Source organism: Aquabacterium fontiphilum (assembly GCF_009909205.1).
Classification (GTDB): Bacteria; Pseudomonadota; Gammaproteobacteria; order Burkholderiales; family Burkholderiaceae_C; genus Aquabacterium; species Aquabacterium fontiphilum.
Map to the genome: position 1 here is coordinate 30,353 of NZ_JAAAPN010000013.1, position 25,342 is coordinate 55,694.

General features: G+C 66.8%; 8 protein-coding genes. 6 read left to right on the forward strand and 2 right to left on the reverse strand.

The genetic code is table 11. The features are described from left to right. Positions 1-4 precede the first annotated feature (4 nt). The 6 genes from GTZ97_RS14625 (at position 5) to GTZ97_RS14650 (ending at position 23,237) form a co-directional block, all read left to right on the forward strand. The gene (locus tag GTZ97_RS14625) at positions 5-790 is read left to right on the forward strand and encodes an SDR family oxidoreductase (protein ID WP_161651384.1); all 786 of its coding nucleotides are present in this window, start codon (positions 5-7) and stop codon (positions 788-790) included. 102 nt (positions 791-892) lie between these two features. Next, the gene (locus tag GTZ97_RS14630) at positions 893-1,360 is read left to right on the forward strand and encodes an acyl-CoA thioesterase (protein ID WP_161651385.1); all 468 of its coding nucleotides are present in this window, start codon (positions 893-895) and stop codon (positions 1,358-1,360) included. A 163-nt stretch (positions 1,361-1,523) separates the two neighbouring features. Continuing rightward, on the forward strand, positions 1,524-2,237 hold the full coding sequence (locus GTZ97_RS14635; protein ID WP_161651386.1) for a CoA transferase subunit A: 714 nt from the start codon (positions 1,524-1,526) through the stop codon (positions 2,235-2,237). A gap of 2 nt (positions 2,238-2,239) precedes the next feature. Then, on the forward strand, positions 2,240-2,884 hold the full coding sequence (locus GTZ97_RS14640; RefSeq protein ID WP_161651387.1) for a CoA transferase subunit B: 645 nt from the start codon (positions 2,240-2,242) through the stop codon (positions 2,882-2,884). A gap of 311 nt (positions 2,885-3,195) precedes the next feature. After that, positions 3,196-21,564, forward strand: coding sequence for a leukotoxin LktA family filamentous adhesin (locus GTZ97_RS14645; RefSeq protein WP_161651388.1), 18,369 nt, complete (start codon positions 3,196-3,198; stop codon positions 21,562-21,564). Continuing rightward, the gene (locus tag GTZ97_RS14650) at positions 21,555-23,237 is read left to right on the forward strand and encodes a ShlB/FhaC/HecB family hemolysin secretion/activation protein (protein ID WP_161651389.1); all 1,683 of its coding nucleotides are present in this window, start codon (positions 21,555-21,557) and stop codon (positions 23,235-23,237) included. Before GTZ97_RS14645 ends, GTZ97_RS14650 begins: the two co-directional genes overlap by 10 nt. Here the strand turns inward: GTZ97_RS14650 and GTZ97_RS14655 are convergent. Together GTZ97_RS14655 and GTZ97_RS14660 are read right to left on the reverse strand one after the other, a co-directional pair. Continuing rightward, a complete protein-coding gene (locus GTZ97_RS14655; RefSeq protein ID WP_161651390.1) occupies positions 23,224-24,753 on the reverse strand; it encodes a sensor histidine kinase in 1,530 nt (509 codons plus the stop codon). The two genes, GTZ97_RS14650 and GTZ97_RS14655, sit on opposite strands and share 14 nt — an antisense overlap. A gap of 20 nt (positions 24,754-24,773) precedes the next feature. Next, positions 24,774-25,322 (reverse strand): heme NO-binding domain-containing protein, encoded by a 549-nt coding sequence (locus GTZ97_RS14660; RefSeq protein WP_161651391.1) that lies wholly within the window; start codon positions 25,320-25,322, stop codon positions 24,774-24,776. Positions 25,323-25,342: the final 20 nt, after the last annotated feature.

Here is a 25,342-nt window from a genome sequence, read left to right on the forward strand (position 1 = left end):
CCACATGAGCTACACCCTTGACCTTTCCGGCCGCGTGGCCCTGATTACTGGCGCCTCCAGCGGGTTGGGCACGCAGTTCGCGCACACGCTGGCCAAGGCCGGCGCGGCAGTGGTGCTGGGCGGCCGACGGGTGGAACGGCTCAAGACGCTGCGCTCCGAAATCGAGGCCTATGGTGGCGACGCCCACGTGGTCGGCATGGACGTGACCGACGTGACCAGCATCCGCTCGGCCGTGGCCCATGCGGAAACCGAGGTGGGCCCGATCGACATCCTGATCAACAACTCCGGGGTGAGCACCACCGAGCGCCTGCTGGATGTGTCGGAAGAGAGCTACGACTACGTGTTCGACACCAATACACGTGGCGCGTTCTTCGTGGCGCAGGAAGTGGCCAAGCGCATGGTGGCCCGGGCAAAAGGCGCTGCGCCGGGCACCTACACCGGCGGGCGCATTGTCAACATTGCCTCCGCAGCCGGCTTGCGCACGCTGCCCCAGATCGGCATCTACGCGATGAGCAAGGCGGCGGTGGTGCACATGACCAAGGCGATGGCTGCCGAGTGGGGGCGCTATGGCATCAACACCAACGCCGTCTGCCCGGGTTACATCGACACCGAAATCAACCACCACCACTGGGAGACCGAGGCAGGGCAGAAACTGATCAGCATGCTGCCGCGGCGTCGGGTGGGCCAGCCCAAGGATCTGGATGCGCTGGTCGTGATGCTGTGTGCAGCCGACAGCGATTTCATCAACGGGGCAATCATCTCGGCAGACGACGGCATGACGGCTGCCTGAGGCTTCGCGCGCTTGCGGGCTTGAAAGCCTTCGGGCCGCCCGCATGTGTGGTTGCGCCGGTTCACGCGTTGTGAGCCCTGTCTCGTCACCTGCGTTTTCGCCATGCGTCTCGACATCCCTGATCACAAGATCCTTGTTCACCAGATCCGTTTGCCCATCCTGTGGGGCGACATGGACGCGCTCGGCCACATCAACAACACCGTGTACTTTCGCTACATGGAGCAGGCCCGCGTGGACTGGATCACCACCATCCGGGGCGAGGTGACCAACGCCGAGGACGGCCCGGTCATCGCCAATGCGTTCTTCAACTTCTACCGGCCGCTGGTGTTTCCTGGCGAGGTGCTGGTCAAGCTCTATGTGGGCGACCCGGGGCGCACCAGCATCGATACCTTCGTGACCGTGGAGCGGGCCGATGAACCGGGCTCGCCCTATGCCGCCGGGGGGGCCACCTTGGTGTGGGTGAGCACCGGTGAGGGGCGGCCCGTGCCGCTGCCGGAGCCGATCCGGGCGCTCAAAGGCACACCTGCGTTGCCCGGCGCCGATGTGCCGCCCGCCTTGCCGCCACGCTGAGCGTCGCGCTGCTCGTCGCTGACGCGCTCCGTGGGCGTGTCAGCGCGAACGCCACACTGCCGGTTCGATTTGCGCGAGCAGGCTGGATTTTTGCTTCGCAGCCGGTGTACCCTCGGTCATGCTGCGCTGCAGCGAACTTCCCCTGTTGCCAAGGAGTGTGTGGATGAACAAGGTTTATCCCGATGCAGCCAGCGCGCTGGCCGGCATCGTGAAAGACGGGCAGTTGCTCGCGGTGGGTGGCTTCGGCCTGTGTGGCATTCCAGAGGCGCTCATTGATGCGCTTCAGGCCTCGGGCGTGAAGGACCTGACGGTGATCTCCAACAACGCGGGGGTCGACGGGTTTGGCCTGGGCAAGCTGCTCAACACGCGCCAGATCCGCAAGATGATCTCGAGCTACGTGGGCGAGAACAAGGAGTTCGAGCGCCAGTATCTGGCGGGCGAGCTGGAGCTGGAGTTCACGCCCCAGGGCACGCTGGCTGAGAAGCTGCGGGCCGGCGGCGCCGGCATCCCCGCCTTCTTCACCAAGACAGGCGTGGGCACCATCGTCGCCGAGGGCAAGGAAACCCGCGAGTTCGACGGAGAGGTCTACGTGATGGAGCGTGCGCTGGTGCCCGAGGTGGCGCTGGTGAAGGCGTACATCGCCGACAAGTCCGGCAACCTCGTCTTCCGCCGCACAGCCCGCAATTTCAACCCGGCAGCGGCCATGGCCGGCAAGATCACGGTGGTTGAGGTGGAGAAGATCGTCGAGACGGGCGAGCTTGATCCGGACAGCGTTCACCTGCCGGGGATTTATGTGCACCGCATCGTGCACAACCCCAACCCGGAAAAGCGCATCGAGAAGCGCACCATCACCGAGAAACCCGCGGCGGGAGTCTGATCATGGCCTGGACACACGATGAAATGGCGGCCCGCGCGGCCCGCGAACTGCAAGACGGCTTCTATGTGAACCTGGGCATCGGTCTGCCCACGCTGGTGGCCAACCATGTGCCCCAGGACATGGAGGTCTGGCTGCAATCTGAGAACGGCATGCTCGGCATCGGCCCCTTCCCGACGGAAGACCAGGTGGATGCCGACATCATCAACGCCGGCAAGCAGACGGTCACCGTGCTGCCGGGGTCGTCGATCTTTGGCAGCCATGAGAGCTTCGGGATGATCCGCGGCGGCAAGATCAACCTGTCCATCCTGGGCGCCATGCAGGTGTCCGAGAAGGGCGATCTGGCGAACTGGATGATCCCCGGCAAGATGGTCAAGGGCATGGGCGGAGCCATGGACCTGGTCGCGGGCGTCAAGCGCGTGGTGGTCCTGATGGAGCACGCGGCCAAGAACGGCGAGCACAAACTGCTGCAGCAGTGCACGCTGCCGCTGACGGGGGTGGGCGTGGTCGATCGCATCATCACCGAGTTGTGCGTGCTGGATGTGACGCCGGAAGGCTTCAAGTGCGTCGAGATCGCGCCCGGCGTGACGGCCGAGGAGATCCGCACCAAGACGGGTGCGCATGTGCACCTGTCGCACTTGATCGGATGATTTAGCCGGCTGATCCGTCGCATCCCGCCCCTTTTCAGGGGCTGAACGAGCAAGGCGCCCCGTAGAGGGCGCCTTTCGTTTTTTTTCAGAATGTGGCGTCATCACCTCATTCAGTGGTTCGCCCGAACGGACGACGTCGTTGCGCGACAACGCACCTTCCAGTCGATTGACGCATATCGACTTTCCATCTAGCCAGAGGATTGAGCAGCGGGGTGATTCCGCATTAAATGTGCGCTTTCTCACACCGCTCACCCATTGTCACGGTGCGCGGGTCGGTTGAACGGCGCCACTCAGGCGCAAGGGAGCGCACCATGAACCACATTTACCGTCTCATCTGGAATGCCGAGCTGTTCAGCTGGGTGGTGGCTCCGGAGACGGCCAAGCGTCAGGGCAAGTCGTCTCATGGTGTGGCGGCGGTGGATGTGGTGGGCGGTGGCGGCGCAGGCGCAGCCGGCGGGGCGGGGCGTTGGCGCCTGGCCGGCTCGACGCTGGCGTGTCTGTTGGCCTGGCAGACGGTGTGGGCACCGTCCTGGTTGAGCGCCCAGATCGTGACCGATGGGCGCACCCAGACGGTGGTGCAGACCAACGGCTCGGTGACCACCGTGAGCACCAGCACGGTGCGCGGCGCGAACGCGTTCAATTCGTTCCAGACCTTCTCCGTGGGCGCGGGCACCACCGCGAACCTGGTGTTGCCCAATGGCACCAACAACCTGATCAACCTGGTGCGCGACCAGCGCACCACGATCTCGGGAGTGTTGAATGCGATCAAGGACGGTCAGATCGGCGGCAACGTCTACTTTGCCAACCCCAATGGTTTCCTGATCAGCGCTTCGGGTGTGGTCAATGTGGGCAGTCTCACGATGACGACGCCGACGGCCGGCTTTGTGCAGGGCTTCTTCAATGGTCCGGGCAATCCGAGCGATGCTGCCACAGCCCAATTGCTGGGCGGCACGGCGCCTCGCAACGTGAATGGGCAGATCGACATCCAGGGCACGGTGAATGCTGCGGGGGGCGTTCGCCTGGCGGCCGGCACGATTGTGGTGGGCGGCGCGGTCTATAGCAACGCGAGCTTCACCGGCACTGCGCCCGACTTCTCGGACGTCGTCAATGTCAACGGCCTGCCTTCGGGCACGCGCGTGGTCGTGCAACCTGGTCGCATCGACATCGTGGCCGACGAACAGGTGACCGTGCGCGGCACCTTGTCGGCCTGGGTGAACGACAGTGCACCGGCGGGCGACATCTCGGTGCAGGTGCAGGCTCAGCAGACGCCCTTGCAGGACGTGGAAGCCGGCATCTTGCTGGAAGGCGCCACCATCCAGGGCGCCAACGTGACCATGTCGGCCAGCGCAGCCTACAGCAGCCGGCTGTCTCCGGTGGTGGTCAAGACCGTGCGTGCCACGGTGGACGTGGTCGACACCCAGATCACCGCGCAGGGTGGTGACATCCGGCTGAGCGCTGCGGCATCGGTCGACAGCGCCACAGGGGCGATCCCCATTCCTGCGTCGGTGTTGACGCTGGACAGCGAAGCGGGCGTGCGGGTGTCCGGCAGCAGCGAGTTGAACGCATCGGGCGCCGCCGTGTTGGAGGCCAGCTCCAACGTGCTGGCTCAGGCCAAGCCCACTTCCGCGTTGGCCAATCTCAGCGGCGACGGCTCGGTGGCCATCTCGGTGATCGACAGCCGCGCCACGGTGAGCGTGGGCGACCAATCCCGTGTGGAAACCGGCGGCGCCTTGTCGCTGCTGGCCGATAACAAAGTAGACGTGCAGTCGATTGCCGACGCCTCGGCGGCGGGCAGCAATGCGGCTGGTGCGTCTGTGGCGGTGAGCAAGGTGCTCAGTGAAACCCTGGCGGCCATCGAAGGGCAGGCCACGGCCGATGCGGGCGGGGCGCTGACGCTGTCTGCCAAGGCGGACACCAAGGTGACGACCACCGCCAAGTCGGCCGCCAAGGGCGCTCAGGAAGACACCAGCGGCAACAGCGAGAGCGCCAAGACGCTGAACGAGTACGGTGACACGGCGCAGACCTCCGAAGGGTCGGTCAAGGTGGCCGGTGCCATCGCGGTGGCCGATGTGAAGAGCGACACGCAGGCGCGCATCACCAGCACGGGGCTGGTCAACACCGACGCCAAGCTGACCGTGGGCGCCGATTCGCTGACGCAATCGAACGCCAGCGCAGACGGCAGCGCCACGGGCGGCACGACGGGCGTGGGTGCAGCCGTGGCCATCCAGATCGCGAACGTGAGCCATGCGGCCACGCTGGGCGACAACACGAATGTGCGTTCGCGCGGCGCCGAGATCACGGCGCTGACACAAGACGGCAAGGACCACGCTTTCTCGGCGACGGCCAAGAGCGGCGCGGGCGCCAGCAATGTCGGCGTGGCCGGCGCGCTGGGTGTCAACGTGGTGAGCAACCGCGCGCAGGCAGCGCTGGCGGGAGACGCCGACTCCGGCGGAACCGGCGCGCAGCTGGATGCCGGTGGCAATGATGTGCGCATCGAAGCCACCAACCGTTCGTCAAGCAACGTGACGGTGGGCGCGGACGTGACCGGCTCGGGCGATTCGGCCAAGGTCGGCGTGGGCGCGTCGGTGGGCGTGAACGTGGTGGTGAACGAAACCGACGCCACGGTGGGCGATGGCGCGCGCCTGACGGGCGCGCGTGACCTGACCATGGCGGCCAAGGCGGCCCACGCGCTGGCCAACACGGTCACGGGTGGGGCCAGTGGTGCAAAGATCTCGGTGACGCCGGTGGCGGCCACCACGGTGGCGGTGAACCGCACCGAGGTGCGCATCGGCACCGCTGCTGGTGAGTTGGCCACGTCGGGCGAGCTGGACATGTCTGCCGAGCAGACGGCATCGTCCAGCGCCACGGCCACGGGTCAGACGAGCGGCAACCGCGTCGCGGTGGGCGCTTCGGTGGCGGTCAACGTCAGCACCGATGAGGCGCGCGCCACGCTGGACCGCGATGTGACGGCTGGCGGCGCGGTGAGCGTGGCGGCCGATGGGCGCTCAACCAGCTCGGTTTCGGCCACGGCCAGCGTGGCCGGGGGCCAGAAGGCCGACAGCAACGACGAGCCGGCCGGCAGCGGTGGCACGCCGGGCAAGACGGTGGATGAGCAGGTCACGGCCCAGAAGGATTCCGCCCGCCGCAGCGGCTCAGCCGCTGACAGCGATGCCCAGGACAAGATCGACCAGAACGATCAGACCGCACCGAAGGCCGAAAGCAGCGAAGGCGGCGTCAGCGTGGCCGCCGCTGTGGGCGTGAACGTGGCCAAGGCCACCACCCAAGCCGAGGTCTCGACAGGCCGCACGGTGCGCAGCGGCGGGCAGGCCCGCGTCACCAGCACGCACGACATGGATGCGTCGTCGAGCGCCGATGGCAGCCAGGTGGACAACGGCAAGACCAATGTGGGCGTGGGCGCCGCGGTGGCCTTGAACCTGGCCACCTCGCGCAACACGGCCGTGGTGGCCGACGATGCCGATGTGCAGTCGGCCGGGCTCGTCGTCAAGGCCGTGACGGCCGCGGGCGAGACCCAGACCACGTCGGCCACGGCCAAGAGCGGCGCGGGCGCCGAGAACGTTGGCGTGGCCGGGGCGTTGGCCGTCAACGTGGTGGACCACGTGGCGCGCGCCGAGGTGCAGGGCAACGAGAACGGCGTTGGCACGGGTGCCAAAGTCGACGCGCAGGGCCAGGACGTGACCGTCGAAGCCCATACGGCATCGAGCAATACGGTGTCGGTCACGTCTGACGTCAAGGGCAGCGGCGACAACGCCAAGCTCGGGGTAGGCGCCTCGATCGGCGTGAACGTCACGAGCCAGACCACACAAGCCCGCGTGGGCAGTGGCGCCGTGCTGACCGACGCGGCCAAGGTGCGCGTGGCGGCCGATGCGGCGCATACCGCGTCGACGACGGCCACGGGCGGCGCATCGGGCGCCAAGGTCAACATCACGCCGGTGGCGGCCGTGACGGTTTCGGTGAACACCACGGGCGCCAGCATTGACGCTGGCGGGACGCCGGTCGCGATGACGGGTGCGCTCGAGATCGACGCCAGCCAGACCAGCTCGGTCACCACGCAGGCCACGGGCCGCGCGCAGGGCAATGTGGCGGTGGGCGCGTCGCTGGCCGCCGCCATTGCCAAGGAAGACGTGTCGGCTTCGCTCGACAGGAACGTGAGCGGTGCCAGTTCGGCCAGCATCGAAGCCGATTCCACCAGCAGCCTGCGCACGGAGGCTGTGGCAGGCGCCAAGGGCGCAGCAGAGAAGAAGAAAAGCGATGGTGAGCCCGAGGCGGGCACCACGGTCGATGAGCAGAAGCAAAGCCAGCTGAACTTTGCGAAGAACCGCAACAGCGCGACCAGCAGCACGGACACCAGCAGCCCCGAGGCGCGCACGCCTGACACCAACACCGATCAGTCGGGCGGCAGCAAGGCACAGGGCAAGAAGGTCAGTGTGGCCGCTGCCATTGGCGTGAGCGTGGCTGAGAACCAGGCCAAGGCACGCATCGGCCAGGGCGTGCGCGTGGAGACCACGGGCCGTGTGGATGTGAAGGCCGACACGCAGACCAACTACCGTACGCTGGCCACCGGCGAGGCCGTGTCGGACGAGATCGGCATTGCTGCGGCCGTGGCCGTGACGGCGACGCGCAACAAGACGATCGCCGAAGTGGGGGCAGGCAGCGAGATCACTGGCGCGACCGACGTGACGGTGCATGCGCGCTCGCGGCAGAACCGCGATAGCGCTTTCGTCAACACCCAGAGCGCCGAAGCGGTCTCGGGTGCAAGTGGTGGCGAAGTGGCCGTGGCCGGCGCGCTGGCGCTGGTGCTCAATGAGAACGAGACGCGCGCCTCGATTGACGAGGGCGCCGACATTGGCACCGTGGCCGATGCGGTCGACCATGTGAAGGTGCATGCCGAAGACACCAGCAAGGTGGCGGCTCAGGCACGCGCGGGCGCGCTGTCCAAGGGTGGGCAGAGCAAGGCAGGCGTGGGTGCATCGTTTGCCGTGCTGGTCTCGCGTAGCGAGGTGATGGCCTCGGTGGGCCGCGATGTGGCAGGCAGCTGGGGCCCGTCGGGCCTGCACGTGCAGTCGTTGACCATCCGCGCTGATCGGCATCCGGTGATGCTCAATCCCTTGCCGAATATCGCCGACGTGAAGAGCTTCAACTTCGACACGCTCGATCCGGCCAGCTACCTGGGGTCCAACAACTACTACACCGAGGCGGTCGCGGGGGCGGCCTCCAAGGGCGATGCGGCCGTATCGGGCGCATTCTCGGTCAATGTGTTCGAGAACATCACCGAGGCGCAACTGGCCCAGAACGTGACGGTGCGAAGCGCCGGCGTCCAGCCTCAAGCCGTGCCGGGGACGCCCAATGCCGAGCAGCTCGGCGTGGCTGTCCAGGCCCAGTCGGGCACCCGCGCGATCTCGTTTGCAGGCGCGGTTGCGGCGGCCAAGAAGGCGGGTGTGGGCATCTCCAACACCGACATCATCAACCGTGACACCGTGCGCGCCAGCGTGGGCGCGGGCGCTGATGTGCAAGCCAATGGCACGGGCGCAGGCGTGAAGGTCAGCGCCCAGGCGCAGCAGGACATCACCAATGTGTCGGTCAGCGCCGCGGCTGGCACTGAAACGGCCGGCGTGGCCGGGGTGCTGGGCGTGATCGTGTCGGACAACACCGTGGTGGCCGAGGTGGGCGAAGGCGCCCGTGTGGCTGCGCGTGGGGATGTTGGCGTGACAGCCGACAACGACAGCACCCTGGTGATGGTCACTGGGGGCGTGGCGGCTGGCGCCAAGGTGGGTGTGGGCGGCTCGATTGCTGCCAACATCGTGCGCAACACGACGCAGGCCACTCTGGGCCGCAATGCGGTGGTGGATGCCGGCCGGACGGTGGCGGTGAGCGCCCATGCGGACGAAACCGTGGTGACCGCCGTGGTGGCGGGTGCTGGCGGTGGCAAGGTGGGCGTGGCCGGCGCCGTGTCGGTGAATGTGGTCGAGTCGACCACGGAGGCGACGATCGGTCAGGGCGCCTACGTGAACACCGAAGCTGGTTATGCCACCAGCCAACAGGGCGTCACCGTGGAGGCCGTGGCCGACACGACCGTGGTGGGGGTGTCGGGTGGTGGCGCCGGCGGTGGCCAGGTGGGCGTGGGTGCGGCGGCGGACACCACCGTGTTGGCCAAGACGGTCAAGGCTGGCATCGCAGATGACACCCTGGCTGATGGCCGCCAGGCGGATGTGCGCGCTGCACGCGACGTGCGCATCGAGGCGCGGGCATCCGAAGATGTTGCATCTGCCACCATCGGTTTTGGTGGCGGCGGCAACGTCGGCGTGGGCGGCGCAGTGTCGCTTTTGATCGTCGAGAGCGACATCGAGGCGGCCATTGGCAACAAGGCTCGCGTGCAGGCGCAGGGCAATGTCAAGGTCCATGCCGAAGACGACATCACCGGCGTGCTGATCGCCGGTGGGGCGGCCGGCGGCGGCACGGCCGGTGTGGGTGGCTCGCTCGGCGTGGCCGTGCTGCAGGGGCAGACCACCGCCCGCGTGGGCGACGAAGCGCAGGTAACGGCGCGGGGGCAGGGCGCGGCGCAACAGGTCACGACCGGTGAAGCGGGCAAGGCGACCGAGGCCGCCAAGGGGCTGGCCGTGACCGCGCACACGCGTGAAGACCTGATCACGACAGTGGCCAGTGGCGCGGGCGGTGGCTCGGCCGGCGTGGCCGCCACGGTCTCGGCCAATGTGATCGCCAGCGAGACGCACGCACGGATCGGGCGCAACGCGCGCATCAACGAAGACAACACGGGCGCCTCGGCAGACCAGCAGGTGCGCGTGCAGGCCACGGGCGAGACGCTGCTCGTGAATACGGCCGCGGGGGCAGGCGGTGGCGGCGCAGCCGGTGTCGGTGCAGGCGCCAACGTGGGCGTGGTGATCAAGGACGTGCGCGCCACGATTGGCTATGGCAGCGTGGTGCGCTCGCGCGATGACGTGCGCCTGGGCGCTGATGCAATGACCACCACCGTGGGCACGACGGCCGGTTTTGCCGGCGGCGGCAGCGCCGGCGTGGGTGGCGCCGTGGCCGGTGTCGGTATTGGCGGCCATACAGAGGCATCCATTGAGGATGCGCCCGGCGCAGGCCAGGCAGCCGACATCCGGGTCACAGGAGGTGACCTGGATGTGTCCGCACGCTCGGAAAGCACGACCACGCTGGCCACTGGTGCCGGTGCGGGCGGTGGAGCCGCTGGTGTGGGGGTGTCGCTGGCCGTGGCGGTCAACACGGGTGAGACCGTGGCCCGCATTGGCGACCATGCCATTACCAATGCCAGCGGCACGACCCGCGTGGCCGCTCAGAACACGCAGCACGTCAACACGGTCACGGTGGCCGGCGCAGGTGGCGGGGCCGCCGGTGTGGCCGGCACGATCTCGGTGAATGTGGTGGCGTCGGATACGCGTGCCAGCATTGGCCAGAACGCCCGCGTCAACCAGGATGGCAGCATCACGTCGGCAGCCCAGTCGGTCGCGGTGACGGCGGATGACGAGATCCGTACCATTTCCGCGGCAGGTGCTGGTGCCGGAGGCGGCGCGGCGGGCGTGGGTGGTACGGCCGACGTCACCTTCGTGAAGAACAAGACGGCCGCGGTGATCGAGCAGGGCGCGCATGTGAGCGCCACCAAGGACGTGACGGTCGAGGCCCAGGCGGACAAGGACATCCATTCGGTGACCATCGCGGGCGCCGGGGGTGGTGCAGCGGGCGTGGCCGGCGCAGTGTCGGTGGTGGCTGTGGGCTCGCTGCTGGACGGCGAAGCCAGCGACGGGCTCAAGGGCAACAACACGGCGGCCTATTCGGACGGGCAGTTGACCAAGAGCGCGGTGGGCAGTCAGATGGGCACTGACGCACGTGCGCAATCGGCTCGCAGCACGCTCGATGGCAACGCCTCGGCGCTCGCCGTGGGCTCGCAGATGGGCGCGACGACGGCCGATATCCCGACTCAGGCCGTGGTGGCGCATGTGGCGCAGAACGCGCGAGTGAACGCGGGCGAAGACCTGCGCGTGGCCGCGGCGGACCGTTCGACGGTGGTGATCGCCGCGGGCGCCGGTGCTGGCGGGGGCGCCGCGGGCGTCGCCGGCGCCTTCGGCGTGGCCTTGCTGCGTGATTCGGCCACCGCGTCGATCGCCGCAGGCGCGCAGACCAACGCGCGTCAGCGCACCGAGGTGCACGCCACCACGTCCGAGGACGTCTACAACGTCGGTATTGCCGGCAGCGGCGCAGGCGCGGCGGATGTGAGCGGTGCTGTCGTCGTCAACGTGGTCTCGTCTCAGACGACGGCGCTGATTGGGGCCGCCCAGGTCAACCAAGACGCGGCCTATCAGACCAGCGCCCAATCGGTTGACGTGAAGGCCGACAGCGGCACCAACCTGGTCACTGTGGGCGGTACGGGCGGCGGTGCGGGTGTGGCGTCTGTGGGCGCGGCGCTGGACACCAATGTGCTGACGAAGGAAACGCGCGCCATCATCGGAGAAGGCGCGCAGGTCAAGGCGCGGGACACCGTCGCGGTGGAAGCTGCTTCCCGCGAGAACATCATCTCGGCTGGGCTGTCGATCCGTGGCGCAGGCGCCGCAGCGGTGGGCGCTGTGGCCACGGCCAATGTGGTGAACAACGTGACCGAGGCCTACATTGGCTCGCATCGCGACGACACCACCAAGCAGGCCGCCACGGTCGATTCCGAGGGCAACGTCAAACTGTCGGCCACCGACGACATCCTGATCATCTCGGCTTCGGCCGTGGGTAACGGCGGAGGGGCGGCTGGCGTGGGCGTCAATGTGGGCGCCAACGTGATCGGCAGTGTCACCCGCGCCTATGTGGGCGATGACTCGGTTGTGAACGCCCGCGGCAACGCGGCGGCGACCACGGTGTACAGCGGCGCCATCGGCGCGGCGACGGCGCTGCCCCCTGTGGCCGGCGGCCGCAGCGGCGGCATTGACCTCAATGGCGATGGGACATCCGAAGGCCAGGTCGGCAGCGGCATCTCGCTGCAGGTGCAGGCGCAGGGCAGCAATGGCCAAGGCGGCGCGAACAACACGGTGGATCCGTCCGCCCAAGGCCTGGGCCCGTCGGCTGTGGCCGGCGCCACGGGTGGCATCGGGGCCAAGCAGACCGAAACCACCAAGGGCCTGTCGGTCACGGCCATCAACAACGAGAAGGTCATCAGCACGGCCATCGGTGTGGCAGGTGCTGGCGCTGCGGCCGTGACAGGCGCGGCCTCGGTCAACGTGATCACCTCGCAAACCGAAGCGACCGTGGGCGACGGCGCGAAGATCAATGTGGGCACGCCGGTGGGCGCGGACCCGTCGGTTCGCGTTCGTGCAGCCGATCACACCTTCGTTGTGCAGACGGTGGGCACGGTGTCGGGCGCAGGGGCGGCCGCCGTGAGCGGTGCGGTTGACACCCTGGTGCTGGAGAAGCAGACGCGCGCCGAGATCGGCCGTGCCGAAGTGCAGGCGCGTCACGTACACGTGCGCGCGGAAGGCTCTGACACCTTGTACGGCATCAGCGCCAACGTGTCGGTGGGCGGTGCAGCTGGCGTGGGGGCAGCCGTTGGCGTGGCCGTCATCAGCAACGAAACCGAGGCCCGCATCCGCGCGGGTGCGCAGATTTCGGCCAGCGGCAACCTGGCCGTCCAGGCCGATCAGAACAGCCAGGTCGACCTGTACACCGTGAGCGGTGCGGCTGGCATCGGCGCTGTCAGCGGGGCCTTCTCGGTGGCCGTGGTCGACAACACCACACGCGCCGAGGTGGAAGGCGCCACGACGTCAGCCGGCGGTGCCGTGCTGGATGCCTCGGGCAGCACCGAGGTGGTGGCCAGCGGCCGTGAGGCCATCCGCACGGCGACGGTGAGCGCTGCAGGGGGCGGCGTGGGTGTGGCCGGCGCCGTAGGCGTGAAGGTGACCAAGTCCACCACCACGGCCAACATTGGCAACCACGCCAAGGTCAACCAGACCCGGCGCGGTGCGGCGCAGGATGTCACCGTTCGGGCCACCGATACCGTGGAGCTGAGCGGGGGCGGCGGCTCCGCCGCCATTGGTGCCATCGCAGGCGCCGGTGCAGTGGCCGATGTGAACATCGTTCGCAACACGACGACGGCCAGCGTGGGTGACAGCGCCCGGGTGCGGGCCGATCGGGATCTGACGGTCTCAGCTGAGTCGACCAAGGACGTGCAATCGGCCGCAGCTGCCGCGGCGGGCGGCGGTTCGGTGGGCATTTCGGGCGCGGTGGCCCTGGCCATCGTGGGCGCCAAGCTGGATGCCGACTCGCAGGAAGGCATTGGCAACGGCGGCACGGCCAGCAAGGCCGACGAGCAGATCCGGCAAGACAAGGTCAGTGGTCAACTGGACCACTCGGATCGCCTGCAGGGCAGTCGCACGGCCATCCAGAGTCGCACAGCCGGTCTAGGCGTGGGCGCGGACCTCAATGACAACCGCAGCAGCTCGCTGGACAAGACACGCGCCTTTGTCGGGCAGGACGCCACGCTCGTCACCGGCAGACACGTGCGCGTGGAAGCGACCGACCGGACACAGCTGCGCCTGGATGCCGTCGGTGCCGCCGCAGGCTTCGTGGGCGTTGGCGGCGCGGTCGGCATCGGCCTGACCAACAGCACAACCGAGGCCTTCATCGATGCGCGCACCACGGTCGACGCCGATGGCGACCTGACCGTGCAGGCCAACGCGCAGAACGTCAATGGCAACGGCTCGCTGGTGACCAGCGCGGCCGGTGCGGGTGGCGTGGTGGGGTTGAGCGCGTCGGTGGCGGTGCTCAAGGACACCAGCCAGACAAAAGCCAAGCTGGAGAACGACGTAGACGTGCAGGATGCGACGGCCACGACGGTGAGCGCCACGACCAACCGCCGTGCTCGAACGGAAGCCTATGGCGCATCGGCTGGTGCACTGGCTGTGGGGGCGTCGGTGGCACGCTCGACTTTCGAGGGTAGCACCCGGGCCGATCTGGGCCAACGCGTGAAGGTGCGTGGTGACGACCTCAGCGTGACGGCCAGCGACACCTCGGTGGCCAGCGCCAAGACCGTGGCCGGCGCGGCAGGCATTCTGTCCGGATCCGGCGCGGATGCGAAGGCGTCGATGACGGCCACCGTGGCCGCAACGACGGGCACCCAGATCGATGTGGTCCTGACCGATGACATGGTCGTGCAGGCCACCAGCACGGTGGGCGTGGATGCCGAATCGTTCGGCGTGTCGGTTGGTGCGGGTGCCGTGGGTGCCTCGCTGGCCACGGCCACATCCGCAGCCAATGTCCAGGCTCAGGTCGGAGATCAGGCCGCGATCACGGCGGCGGATCTGGATGTCAGGGCAGAGCGCCTGGTGGGCAGCACGCCCACGGCCCGCGCACGCGCCACGGGCGCGGCGGGTGGCTTGCTGCTGGGCGCCAACGCCACGGTAGCGCGCGCCGACGCTGGCGGTCGTGCCGAGGCGGGCGTGGGCGCGAGCAGCACGCTCAACGTGAGTGGCACCACCGAAGTGGTGGCAGAGAACCGCTCGCTGCAGGCCGCCTCGTCCGAAGGGATCTCGGCGGGCATCGTGGCGGTGGGTGCGAACTTCGCCACGGCCAATGCATCGTCCACGACGCAGGCCTCGCTGGGCGACAACGTGCGCGTGGTTGGCCAGACGCTGGATGTGCGCGCCAACAGCGACGACGCCAACTATGCCTACAGCATTGCGGGCAGTGGCGGCGTGGTGTCGGCACCGTTCTCCGAGGCAACCACCTCGAACAGCAGCCAGACCTTTGTGCGCACCGGCTCGGGCGACAACGCCGCCAGCAACGCGCGCAAGATCGACGTCACCCAGCTCCACCTGTCGGCCACCCACACTTCGCGCTTCGACAGCTGGATCGACAGCACCAACGCCTCGCTGGTGGGCGTCAGTGGCGCCAAGGCCACCAACACCGTCAGCAATGTGACCGAGACGCATGTGGGGGCAGGCGGTTACGTTGAGGCAGATCACATCACGATCGCGGCCGCCAACACGGTGCTCAAGCAGTCGCCAGGCAGCACGATTCCAGGCTTGAACGTCAACACGCCGGCGTGGAACGTGAACTCCAGCTCGGGCGGTCTGGCTGATGTGCCGGCAGCCAGCAGCACGACCACCATCAGCAACCGGGCAGCGGTCAATGTGGGTGCCGCTGCGAAGCTGGTGCAGACGGGCCTGCGCACCAACCCCGGCACCTTCCGCATCGACGCGTTCAACCAGGTCACCGCTTCGGACAAAGCCAAGCTCAGCTCCGGTGGTGCCATTTCGGCGGCGAGCGCCAAATCGGTCGTGCTGGCCAACAACAACCAGGCCATCGTGAATGTGGCGACCCAGGCTGAACTCAGCAGCGTGGGCGACATGGCGCTGGGTGCGCGCTCGGTGGCCGATGTGCGCGCACAGGCCGCGGTCGACGTCTATGGCGCCGTGGGGGTGGCTCCGGCTGGCGACAGCGTGGCCAGCTTCATGGGCACGCACACCATCGACATTGCCTCGGGCAGCCTGCTCAGTTCGATGCGCGACGTGCGCCTGTCTGCGGGCGCCAGCAGCACCGAACAGCAGACCACGGTCAACACGGTGGCGCGCACGGACGTCTACAACAACACGGCCATCCCGGTGAACCGCGATCCGGTGGCCGATGCCATCAGCCAGGTCCACAGCCAGATCAACATCGCGCAAGGGGCCGAGGTCGAAGCCTCTCGCCACGTGATGCTGTACGCCGAAGAGGGCGCTGTCACGGCCTCCGGCGTGGGCATTGGCAAGGATCTGTATCGCGAAGCCCTGGCCGCCGTGGCCAGCGCCGTCAGCAACGCCTTTGGTGGCGGAGACGTGTCGTTCGAAACCCGGACGGGCCGCTCCATCAAGGTGCAGACCTCGGATGTGGCCGTTGACGGTGATGTGCACGTTGGCATCCACCGCAAGCAGGAGTTGGTCATCGGCATGGATGGCACGGCCACCAAGCAGACCGATGGCATCTCGATCACGGGGACCGGCTTCCGCAATGTGGCCGCCGACATCATCGAGCGCATCGAGGATCTGAAGGCCCTGATCCAGGAGTACACCGTCACGCAGACGGACGCCAACGCGAGCATCGCTGTGGCGGCTTACCAGTCCGAAATCCGCTTCCTGGAGCGCAAGCTAGAAGAACTCGGTTATCAGGACCAGGCGGGCTTCTCGGGCGTTGCATCGATCAGTGCTCGACAGGCTGCGCAAGAAGCCATCGATGGGATGACCGAAACCAGCGCGGGCTACCAGACTACCCGTGGTGAAAAACAAAGCGACAACGCCACGCGGTCGGCGCAGAACAGCACGCTGACCACACAGAACAACGACCTCACGACGCACAACAGCACGCTGAGCTCACAAAACAGCACGCTGGCCGCGCAGAACGTCACACTGCAAAACGAGATCAACGCCTTGGCGGCCAATGATCCGCAGCGCGCAGTGAAGCAGGCTCAAATCGACGCGAACAACGCGACGATCAGCAGTAACAACACCACGATCAACAACAACAACACGACGATCGCCAACAACACCACCACGATCAATGCCAACAACACGCAGATCACGCAGAACAACACGGCGATCAGCGAGCTCAACGGCAAGATCGACAACCTGTCGAGCCTGATCAGTGGCATCAACCTGGATGACTACAGCAATGAGGTGCAACCAGGCCCAGTGGCCCGCTACCTGACGATCAGCGACAGCTTCGCGCAACTGGGCAACATCTACGTCCGAGGCGACCGCCTGCGCGGCTCGGGCATGCTCGATGCGCCGGGTGATGCCGAGATCAAGATCACCAACAACGGGCCGAGCTTCCTGGTGTTGAAGAACCTGACCATTGCGCCAGACGAAGGCGGCAAGGTCTACTTCAACAATGTGGACGTGGCCAACAACGGTGAGGTCAACCAGGTCAATGGGCTTGCAGGCGGAGCGAACCTGAAGTTGTTCACGGCGGAAAGCGCGGTGGATGCGAGCGGTCAGCCGGTCACGGCGGCAAAGCCCCGCATCCTGGTCGAGAGCAAGTACGACCCGCTGGATCCGATGTACCTGGCATCGACACCGGCCGATGTGGCACCGCTTGCGCCAGACATCATTCTGCAGGGCGACATCTCCAATACGCGCGGCCTCGTGAAGATCGACAGCGCAGCCGGCTCGATCCGCCTGGAGCAGAAGCGCGACGCGAATGGCGACCTGATCACACCGGTCGAAACCGCCACGATCCGCGCCGACACCGTCGAGGTGGCTACCCGCAACGGCGACTTCGTGCAGAGCTACACCGACAGCTTCTTCCATACGGCTGGCGGGCCCCTGACCATGGTGCCGGGTGACAGCCAGATCGGTACCGTGGACCGCGTGGACTACACGCCTGAGACGGCTGGCGCCGGGATTGTGGCCAACGGCAGTGTGTTGATCGCAGCCCGCTACCTGAACATCAACGGCACGATTCAGAGCGGCATCCCGGAGTGGGGCGTGAACGTGCCGGCCGACGCCACCGTGGCTTTGGGTTCTGGCACTGGCAGCTTCGCGCAGGCCCGCGCGGCGTACAACGCCAAGAGCCCCGCAGAGAAGGCCATTGCGGGCGCCGAGTTCTACGAGGTCAACGGCGCCAACGTCACTGGGCTGGGTACGGCCGCCAGCGGCAAGTGGGAGCAGATCAAGGTCTACTTCAACGCCAAGGAGAACCGCCTGGAAGTCTCTGGCGTGCAGGTCCAGGGTGGCTACATCGAGCTGTTCGGGCAGATCTTCAACACCAACCAGGCAACGGGTGGCGGCCAGCTGCGCGTGCTCGATGGTTATGGGCAGATCAAGGTCAGCAACGCCAGCGACCTGCCGATCTGGATCAACACGCTGGACGCTGGTCGCGGCGTGAACGGCAAGATCAACGTCACCAACATCACCGGGCTGGATGCGCAGGGGCGCCCGATCATGAGCACGCAGACGTTCACGCGCACCCCAGGCGGCAGCCGCGATGGTGGCACTTACAGCCCCACGACCGGCCTGCGTTACGCCATGACGGTTGGTGCGGACAGCGGCAAGCGCGAGTTCTACCGTTACTCGCAGAAGGGCTGGTTCGACATCCGATCGACCTTCAGCTCGCTGGCACTGGATCAATATCGTCTGCGCACCGTACCGACCACGAGCGACCCACTCGCACGCGGTGAACTGCTCAGCACCGGTCTGAAGGGCATCACAGGGCAGCCACACACGCACTACCGTGAAGAGTCAGTGGTGACCGATCGCACCTTCACCCCAGGCCGCAGTTGGAAGGAGTGCAACTGGTGGACCCTGTGTGCCAACGCTACGTACTACACCGAGTTCTCGGTAGCGACGTCCACAAAGACAGTCAAGACCACGAGCGTCCGCGCAGACTACCCGATCAAGATCAGCTACATCGGCCACGATCAGGGCCTGGTTCAGGTGAATTCGACGGGCGGCGTGGTCATCAACGGCGCCATCAACAACCGCAATGGCGACACGTCGATCACCTCGACGCAAGGCAGCATCAACCGCAGCGGCGACCAGTCGGTCATCAGTGGCAACAACATCAACCTGCAGGCCAACACGGGCATCGGCAGCACCACGGCACCGATGCTCGTCAAAGTCAAGGAAGGTGGGCTGCTGAATGCCACATCGAACTCGGGCGATGTGCGCGTCAAACAGGTGCTGGGCAACCTGCGTGTGGGCACGGTGGGCGGCACGGGTGTGGCCAATGTCATGCTCGAGGCCGACCGCAGCATCCTCAATGGCAACGCGAATGCGTATGTGCAAGGGCGCCGCGTCGAGCTGGTGTCACACAATGGGGGGGTGGGCGAGCTGTCGGCTGGCGTCGACAACCCGCTGACCGTGCGCACAGGCTACAGCGCCAATCAGGCCGACTGGCCTAACAACGGCCTGATGGTGAGCGCGCGCGAGAGCATCAACGTGTCGAATGTGGCCCAGACGGGCCAGGCGGCCTATTCGGGCAACCTGTTGCTGATCTCTGCCGAGTCGCTGGCCGGCGACGTGAAGATCCGCACCTCGGGCGGCCTGATCGACAACAACCCGTTCGCCACGACCGACCTGCGTACGCAGGACGAACTGGCCGAGCTGTGGGACAGCCTGCGCCTGCGCGGCCAGGGTGCCGTCGACAAGGCCGACGAAGCAGTGGCGGCGTTCGCACGCGGCAAGAAGAACAACTACGAGCTGTACTGGCAGCTGCGCCGCCAGCAGGCTGATGGCGGCACGACGTACAACGAGGCGTATCAGTATCAGGTCTCGGACGCCGAACGTGCAGTGTTGCGCACTGGCCGTCCAGAGGGCGAGACCGATGCGGCCTTCAATGCCTTTGTCGACACCTTCGCAGCCAACCGCACGGCGCAGTACCACCAGTTGCACGCTGAGGTGGGCGGTTTCACGGCCGCCTACGACCGCGGTTTCACGTACACGGTGAGCGCGGCTGAGGACGCGCAGATCCGTCGCGGCTCATCTTGGTCGGATGCGCAACTGATGTTGTCGGTCGGCGCAGGCCTTCTGAAGAACATCACCGACACGGTGGTCACGATCAAGGAGCCCAACGCCAAGGGGCGTAACGTGCAGCTGATTGCCGGCACCGGTATCGGTTCCTATGACGCACCCCAGGTGATCGACCTGAGCGCAGGGCTCGATGCCCTGACCGTCGAGCAGAAGGCCGCTCTGGCCGCTGCCGAGCGGGGCGACGCGGTGCTGGCCGGCAACATCATCACGATCACCCGGCCGCGGCCGGTCAATGTGGCCGTTGGCTCTGGTGCCCTGACGGCGACCACCGCCACCGGCGATCTGCTGATCGGCTCCGAGCAGGACCTGCGTCTGGATCAGGTCAGCGCCCCGGGCGACGTGCGGATCAAGACAGCCGGTGCCCTGATCAACGGTGCGGCCGCGGGCACGACCAACGTCAGTGGCCGCAACGTGATCCTGGAGGCCGCCAACGGAGGCATTGGCATCGTCAACCTCGAAGGCGAAGTCATCGGGGCCATGCGCATCGATGTGAACGGCAACCTGATCGCCCGGGCCGCTGGCGACATCTCGCTGGATGCCCAGGACGACCTGGCCGTCGACACCATCTACTCGCGCCAGGACGTCACGCTGGTGGCGGATGGCTCGCTGCTGGATGCGCATGTGGGCGAGTCCACTGTGACGCCTGAGACCAACATCCGCAGCCGCAGCATGCGGCTGACGGCCCGGAGCGGCTCGATCGGTACCTTCACCAACGCGCTCGATGTAGGGGTGAACGCGGATGGCCGTGTTCATGCGTTTGCGACCACGCCGGGGCAGGGCGTGCACCTGTTCGCGCCGGCCGGCGAGCGCCTGAACATCGGGACCATTCGCTCCGGCGACGCCCTCAGCCTGGGCTCGTCGACCGACATGACGATCGACGGTGAAGTCTCGGCCCTGGGACCGCTGTCGCTGACCGCCGGTGGAACGATGCACCTGACCGATCAGGCTGATGTGCATGCTACGACGCAAGGCTTGCGCCTGCGCGCCGGCAGCCTGCGCATGGACGATGCCGGCAACGGCAGCGACGCCGCGCAGATCCGTGTCGATCTGGGCAGCATCGACATCGAAACCGTCGGTGATGCGTTGATCACCGGTATCCAGGCTGGACGCGATGCGGCGGATGCCGTGCGCATCGTCAGCACCGCTGGGCGCATTCTGGACAGCGGTGACACCCGCGTGGACATCATGGCCATGGGCGGCGCTGCATCGCAGGTGACGCTGGTGGGCGCACAGGGCGTCGGCAACGACCCGCTGGACGTGGCCACGGCCAAGATCAGCGCCACCTCGGGCGGCGTGGTCGATCTGGCTTTTGTGGGCGACATCGACATCGTCGGCATCGAGGCGGGCAACCGGGTCCTGCTGACGGCCGACGGCAGCATCACGGGCAACAGTGTGGTGAGCACCGGACTGGGCGTGTCCAACCCCGATCAGAGCGTGTTCATCCGCGCCGAGACCGGGTTGGTCAACCTGCAGCAGGTGTCGGGCACGGCGGATGTGCAGCTTGCCGCGCCGACATCGATCCAGGTCGGCAGCGTGACGGTCGGTGGTGGCTTCTTTGCCGCCAGCGACCGCATCACCGCCTCGGTACAGGGCACTGGCGCCGATGCGCACGGTGGCGCGCTGACGGGCTGGGAAGGCGGGCGTGCCACGCGCATCGACGCTGTGTTCGATTCACCCACGGCCTTCCGTCTGGACACGGTCTCGACAGTTTCAGGCCTGCTTCGCGTGCCGACTGGCGAGTTCTGGGTGAGCGAAGTGGATGTGAGCCGCACGCTGACGCTGCTGAATCCGCAGACCACGCTGCTGATCGACCAGACGAGCCGACGCCTCAAGGACGCGGACGTGCAGCTCTATACCGGCGGCGCGCCATTCTCGCTGGGACTGTTCACCAACCACGTCGACACCGATGCCTGGGCCATCGGTCGCCGGCCCACCCATGAGGTGCTGTCCGCCAACGGCAACAACACCAGCGCGGTGGAAGAGTCCAACAACGTGTTCACCGAGAACCGCTCAGTTGACACGACACGCGGCGCGGCCCCTGCTGTCAGCCGCCCGGGGGGTGCTGTGACCGTCTCCGCGGACGGCGCAGTGAGCACCGACAACGGTCAGGGCAACTGCCCGGATGGAGCACAACAATGCGAATGACGATGATCCCGAAGATGGGCTGGCTGGCGGCAGCGCTGGCGGCCTGGCCTGCAATGGCCCAGGTGCCACCGGTTCTCCCTCAGACTGTCGACCCTGGCGCGCTGCAGCAGCGCCGCATTGAGGAAGAAGAGCGCCGCAGGATGATCGAGCGGGCCGAGCAGCAGCGGTCCGCACCGCCTGCGGTGGAAGCGCCGCCTGCCCCGGCGGCCACCAAGGCCGATGACACCGTGCGCTTCGAAGTGCGCGAGGTGAGCTTCACCGCGTCCGAGATCTTCTCGGCCGAGGAACTTCAGGCGTTTGCCAACGCGTTGAAGGGTCCGAACCGGACCCTGGCCGATGTCCAGGCCACGGTGGCCGAGATCAACGCCATCTACCGCAAGCGCGGCGTGGTCACGGCCCGCGCGGTGCTGCCGCCTCAGAATGTGGCCGGCGGCGTGGTGCAGATCCGGCTGGTCGAAGGCCGCGTTGGAGAGGTCCGCGTTCAAGGTGCCACGAGCACCCATCCGGATTACGTGCGCAACCGCATCAGCCTTCAGCCTGGCCAACTCGTGAGCCTGCCGGCGCTGGAAGACGACATGCTGTGGTTCAACCGGACCACCGATGCGCAGCTGCAGGCGCAACTCAAGCCGGGCGCGTCGTTCGGCACCACCGACGTGCTGATCAACATCAGCGAACCGCCCCGCCACCTGTTGCGTGTGGCCTATGACACGCTTGGCAGCCGCAGCACGGGCGAGTTGCGTACCAGCGTGGGCTACTACAACCGCAGCCTGCTGGGCTACCGTGACGAGGCGTCGATCACGACCACGCAATCGCGCGGCCAGCAGAGCTATGCGGCCGGCTACACCTTTCCGTTCAATCGCCAGGGTGGCCGCCTGAGCCTGAGCTATTACGACGACAACACGCAGATCCGCTTCGGGCCTTTCAAGCAGCTGGATGTGAGCGGCAAATCGAACAGCGCGTTGGCGTCCGTGCGCCAGCCCTTGGTGATCACCCGGCAGGCCCAGTTCGATCTGCTGGTGTCGGCCAAACAGCGCCGCACCGACAACTACACCGCCGGGGTGTTTCTCACGCGCGTCGAAACCACAGATGCCAGTGTGGGCGGCGAATGGCAATGGCTGGACAACGCAGGCTACTGGGTCGCGAACTACGCGTACACGAACGGGCGCGAACGCACCGTCGACCGCAGCCGCTACCACCATGGTCGTGGTTGGCTGCGTCGGCAGCACCAGCTGTCTGAAGGCTGGAACGCCACCGGCACCTTGTCGTTCCAGCACACCAGCATTGCGCTGCTGCCCTCAAGCGAACAGTTCGTGATCGGGGGCGAGGGCTCGGTGCGTGGCTACCCGGTGGGCACCTGGTCGGGCGAAACAGGCTATGTGGCCTCGTTCGAGTTGCAACATCCCATCGGACAGACGCAGTTGGGCACCGCCGGCACCACGCTGAGCGCAACGGGCTTCCTGTTCCTGGACCATGGCGATGTGAAGCCTTTCCGGCCACCCGAGACCACCTTGTCCAGTCACCAGCATCTGACCAGTGTGGGGTGGGGCGTCAACGCCGCGTTTGGTCAGCACACCAGCACGCGGCTCACCCTGGCTTACGCAATGAACAAGGTGCCCGAACAGGTACGCGGGCGAATGACGGCCCAGTTCCAGCTGGTCGTCAACTTCTACTGACCGAGGCGGGCAGCCACAGGCTCACCTGCGTGCCCACGCCCGGCTCGCTCGTGACCTCGACGGCCCCGCCGTGCAGGTGGACGATCTGCTGGACCAGGCTCATGCCCAGCCCTGAGCCCGGGATGTTGCCTGACGGATCGGCCCGGTAAAAGCGCTCGAAGATGCGTGCCAGCTGGGCCTCGGTCATGCCGATGCCCTGATCGCAGACGCACAACCGTATCCCTTTGCGGTCCCCAAGCGGCGTGGCGGTGACCGACAGGGTGACAGGTCCGCCTTCTGGCGAGTATTTGAAGGCGTTGGACAACACATTGCCCAGCGCTTGCCCCGCCTTCAGACGGTCCACAGCGATGTCGGGCAGCTCTTCGTCGATCGCCAGGCTGAACCGCGCCATGGCGTCGGCATCGCAATAGCCCGTGAAGACCTCTTCCAGCCACTCCGGCACGGGCACGGCTTCGATGTGAAAGTCGCTGCCCTGGCGCGCCTCGAGGCGCGCCAGATCCAGTACCTCATTGAGCAGGGTGACCATCCAGGACGACTGTCGGTAGATGGTTTCGGCCACGTACTTGGCCTTCTCGGGCGGCAGGGCGCGCTTGACGAGCATCTCGCTGAATCCGTAAATGCTGGTCATCGGCGTGCGAAGTTCATGGGCCGCCGTGGTCATGAATTCGGTCTTCATCCGATCCAGCTGCGTTTCAGCGGTCACGTCCCGGATGTACAGCACGTGCGCGTCGCAGCCCGCGTTTCTGTAGCGGATCTTCAGATGCTCACCCGTGCGCGTCATGACCACCAGGGCTGGCGGGGCCTGAGCGGTCGCCGGTGCCTGTGCATCGGCCGTGGCCAGGGCGGGTAGATCCAGCCTGTCTGCATCCGTGGGGATCAGCATCTCCCTGAGCCTGACCGTGACGGTCTCGATGCTGCAGGGCATGGTGGTGCTCGCAGGCCATCCCAGTAGGGTGGTGAACAGCGGGTTGTGCTGAAGCAAAGCACCGTCCTGATCGAAGTAAGCCACCCCATGACCCGACAGTTCGGTCATCCACTGCAGTTGCTGCCCCTTGACCCTCAGGCGCTGGGCCAGCCGTTGCGCATCATCGACCGATGTCTGCAGCGCTTGCTGCAGCAACAGCAGGTCGCCTGTTGCATCATGCAGGGCCAGGTCGCCAAGTTGCAGACCAAGTCTGCGCAGGTCGTCCAGTCTGGTCACCACAGGTGACAGCAGCAGCAGCACGCCACCGTCCGCCTGCCCCACAAGCTGCCCGCGGAACATCGGGGCTGGCTCGGTCTTGCCCCGCAGCACCACGGCGCTGCGATCAAACGTCCGCCAGTCCGTGTGATCGGCCAGACCCCGGGGGCGTGTCGGTGTCAAGGCATCGCGCACAGGCGAGCCGACGATCAGGGTCGGAACAGCGCGCAGAAGCGCGGCGCCAGCCGACACCACGCGTAAATCGTCGTCAAGTAACAGGAAAAATGGAAATGCCGCTTCGAACGCCTCACCGCACAAGACTGGGCGGGCGGTCACGGAGGCAGGCAAGGGGGCGGTCATGGCAAGGGCCGTACCTCGAAGACATCGACCGGGTGTGTTGGCGTTCGTGGATGTCGGTGATGAACCTCTACCGCCTGCCCGAACCGTCGTCCCAGCCCCACGATCAAGCCCTCCACCATGGGCGCGAGCCCATCCCGCTCTGACTCATAGTGCAGCAGCATCTCGCCGTTCGCGCCGTCCTCGACACGGAAGTGTGGGGGGCGGATGTGTGGCATCGTCGCTTCCATGCGGGCGTGCATGTGGTTCATGCCCTCGAGAAAGCTGCGAAGATCGCTGCCACACATGGTCAGCATGTCGCCGTAGCCCTCGTCTGCGGTGTAGAGAATCCAGTACTCGCCGAATGCCCGAAGCACGTCGGCAGGCGGCATACCCAGTTCCTGGCTCACTGCGCCCACGAGCCGATAGGTGACGCCGTCGTCATAGGTCTGCATGGCCACAAAGCCCTCGTCGGGCCAGTCGGCCTGGCGGCACACGCGGCGCCACCCCTCCTGACCACGCAGGGACACGACCAGTTGCTCGATGGCGCGATTGACCAGACCGTACATGGGGCGCTCCTTTCACGCGA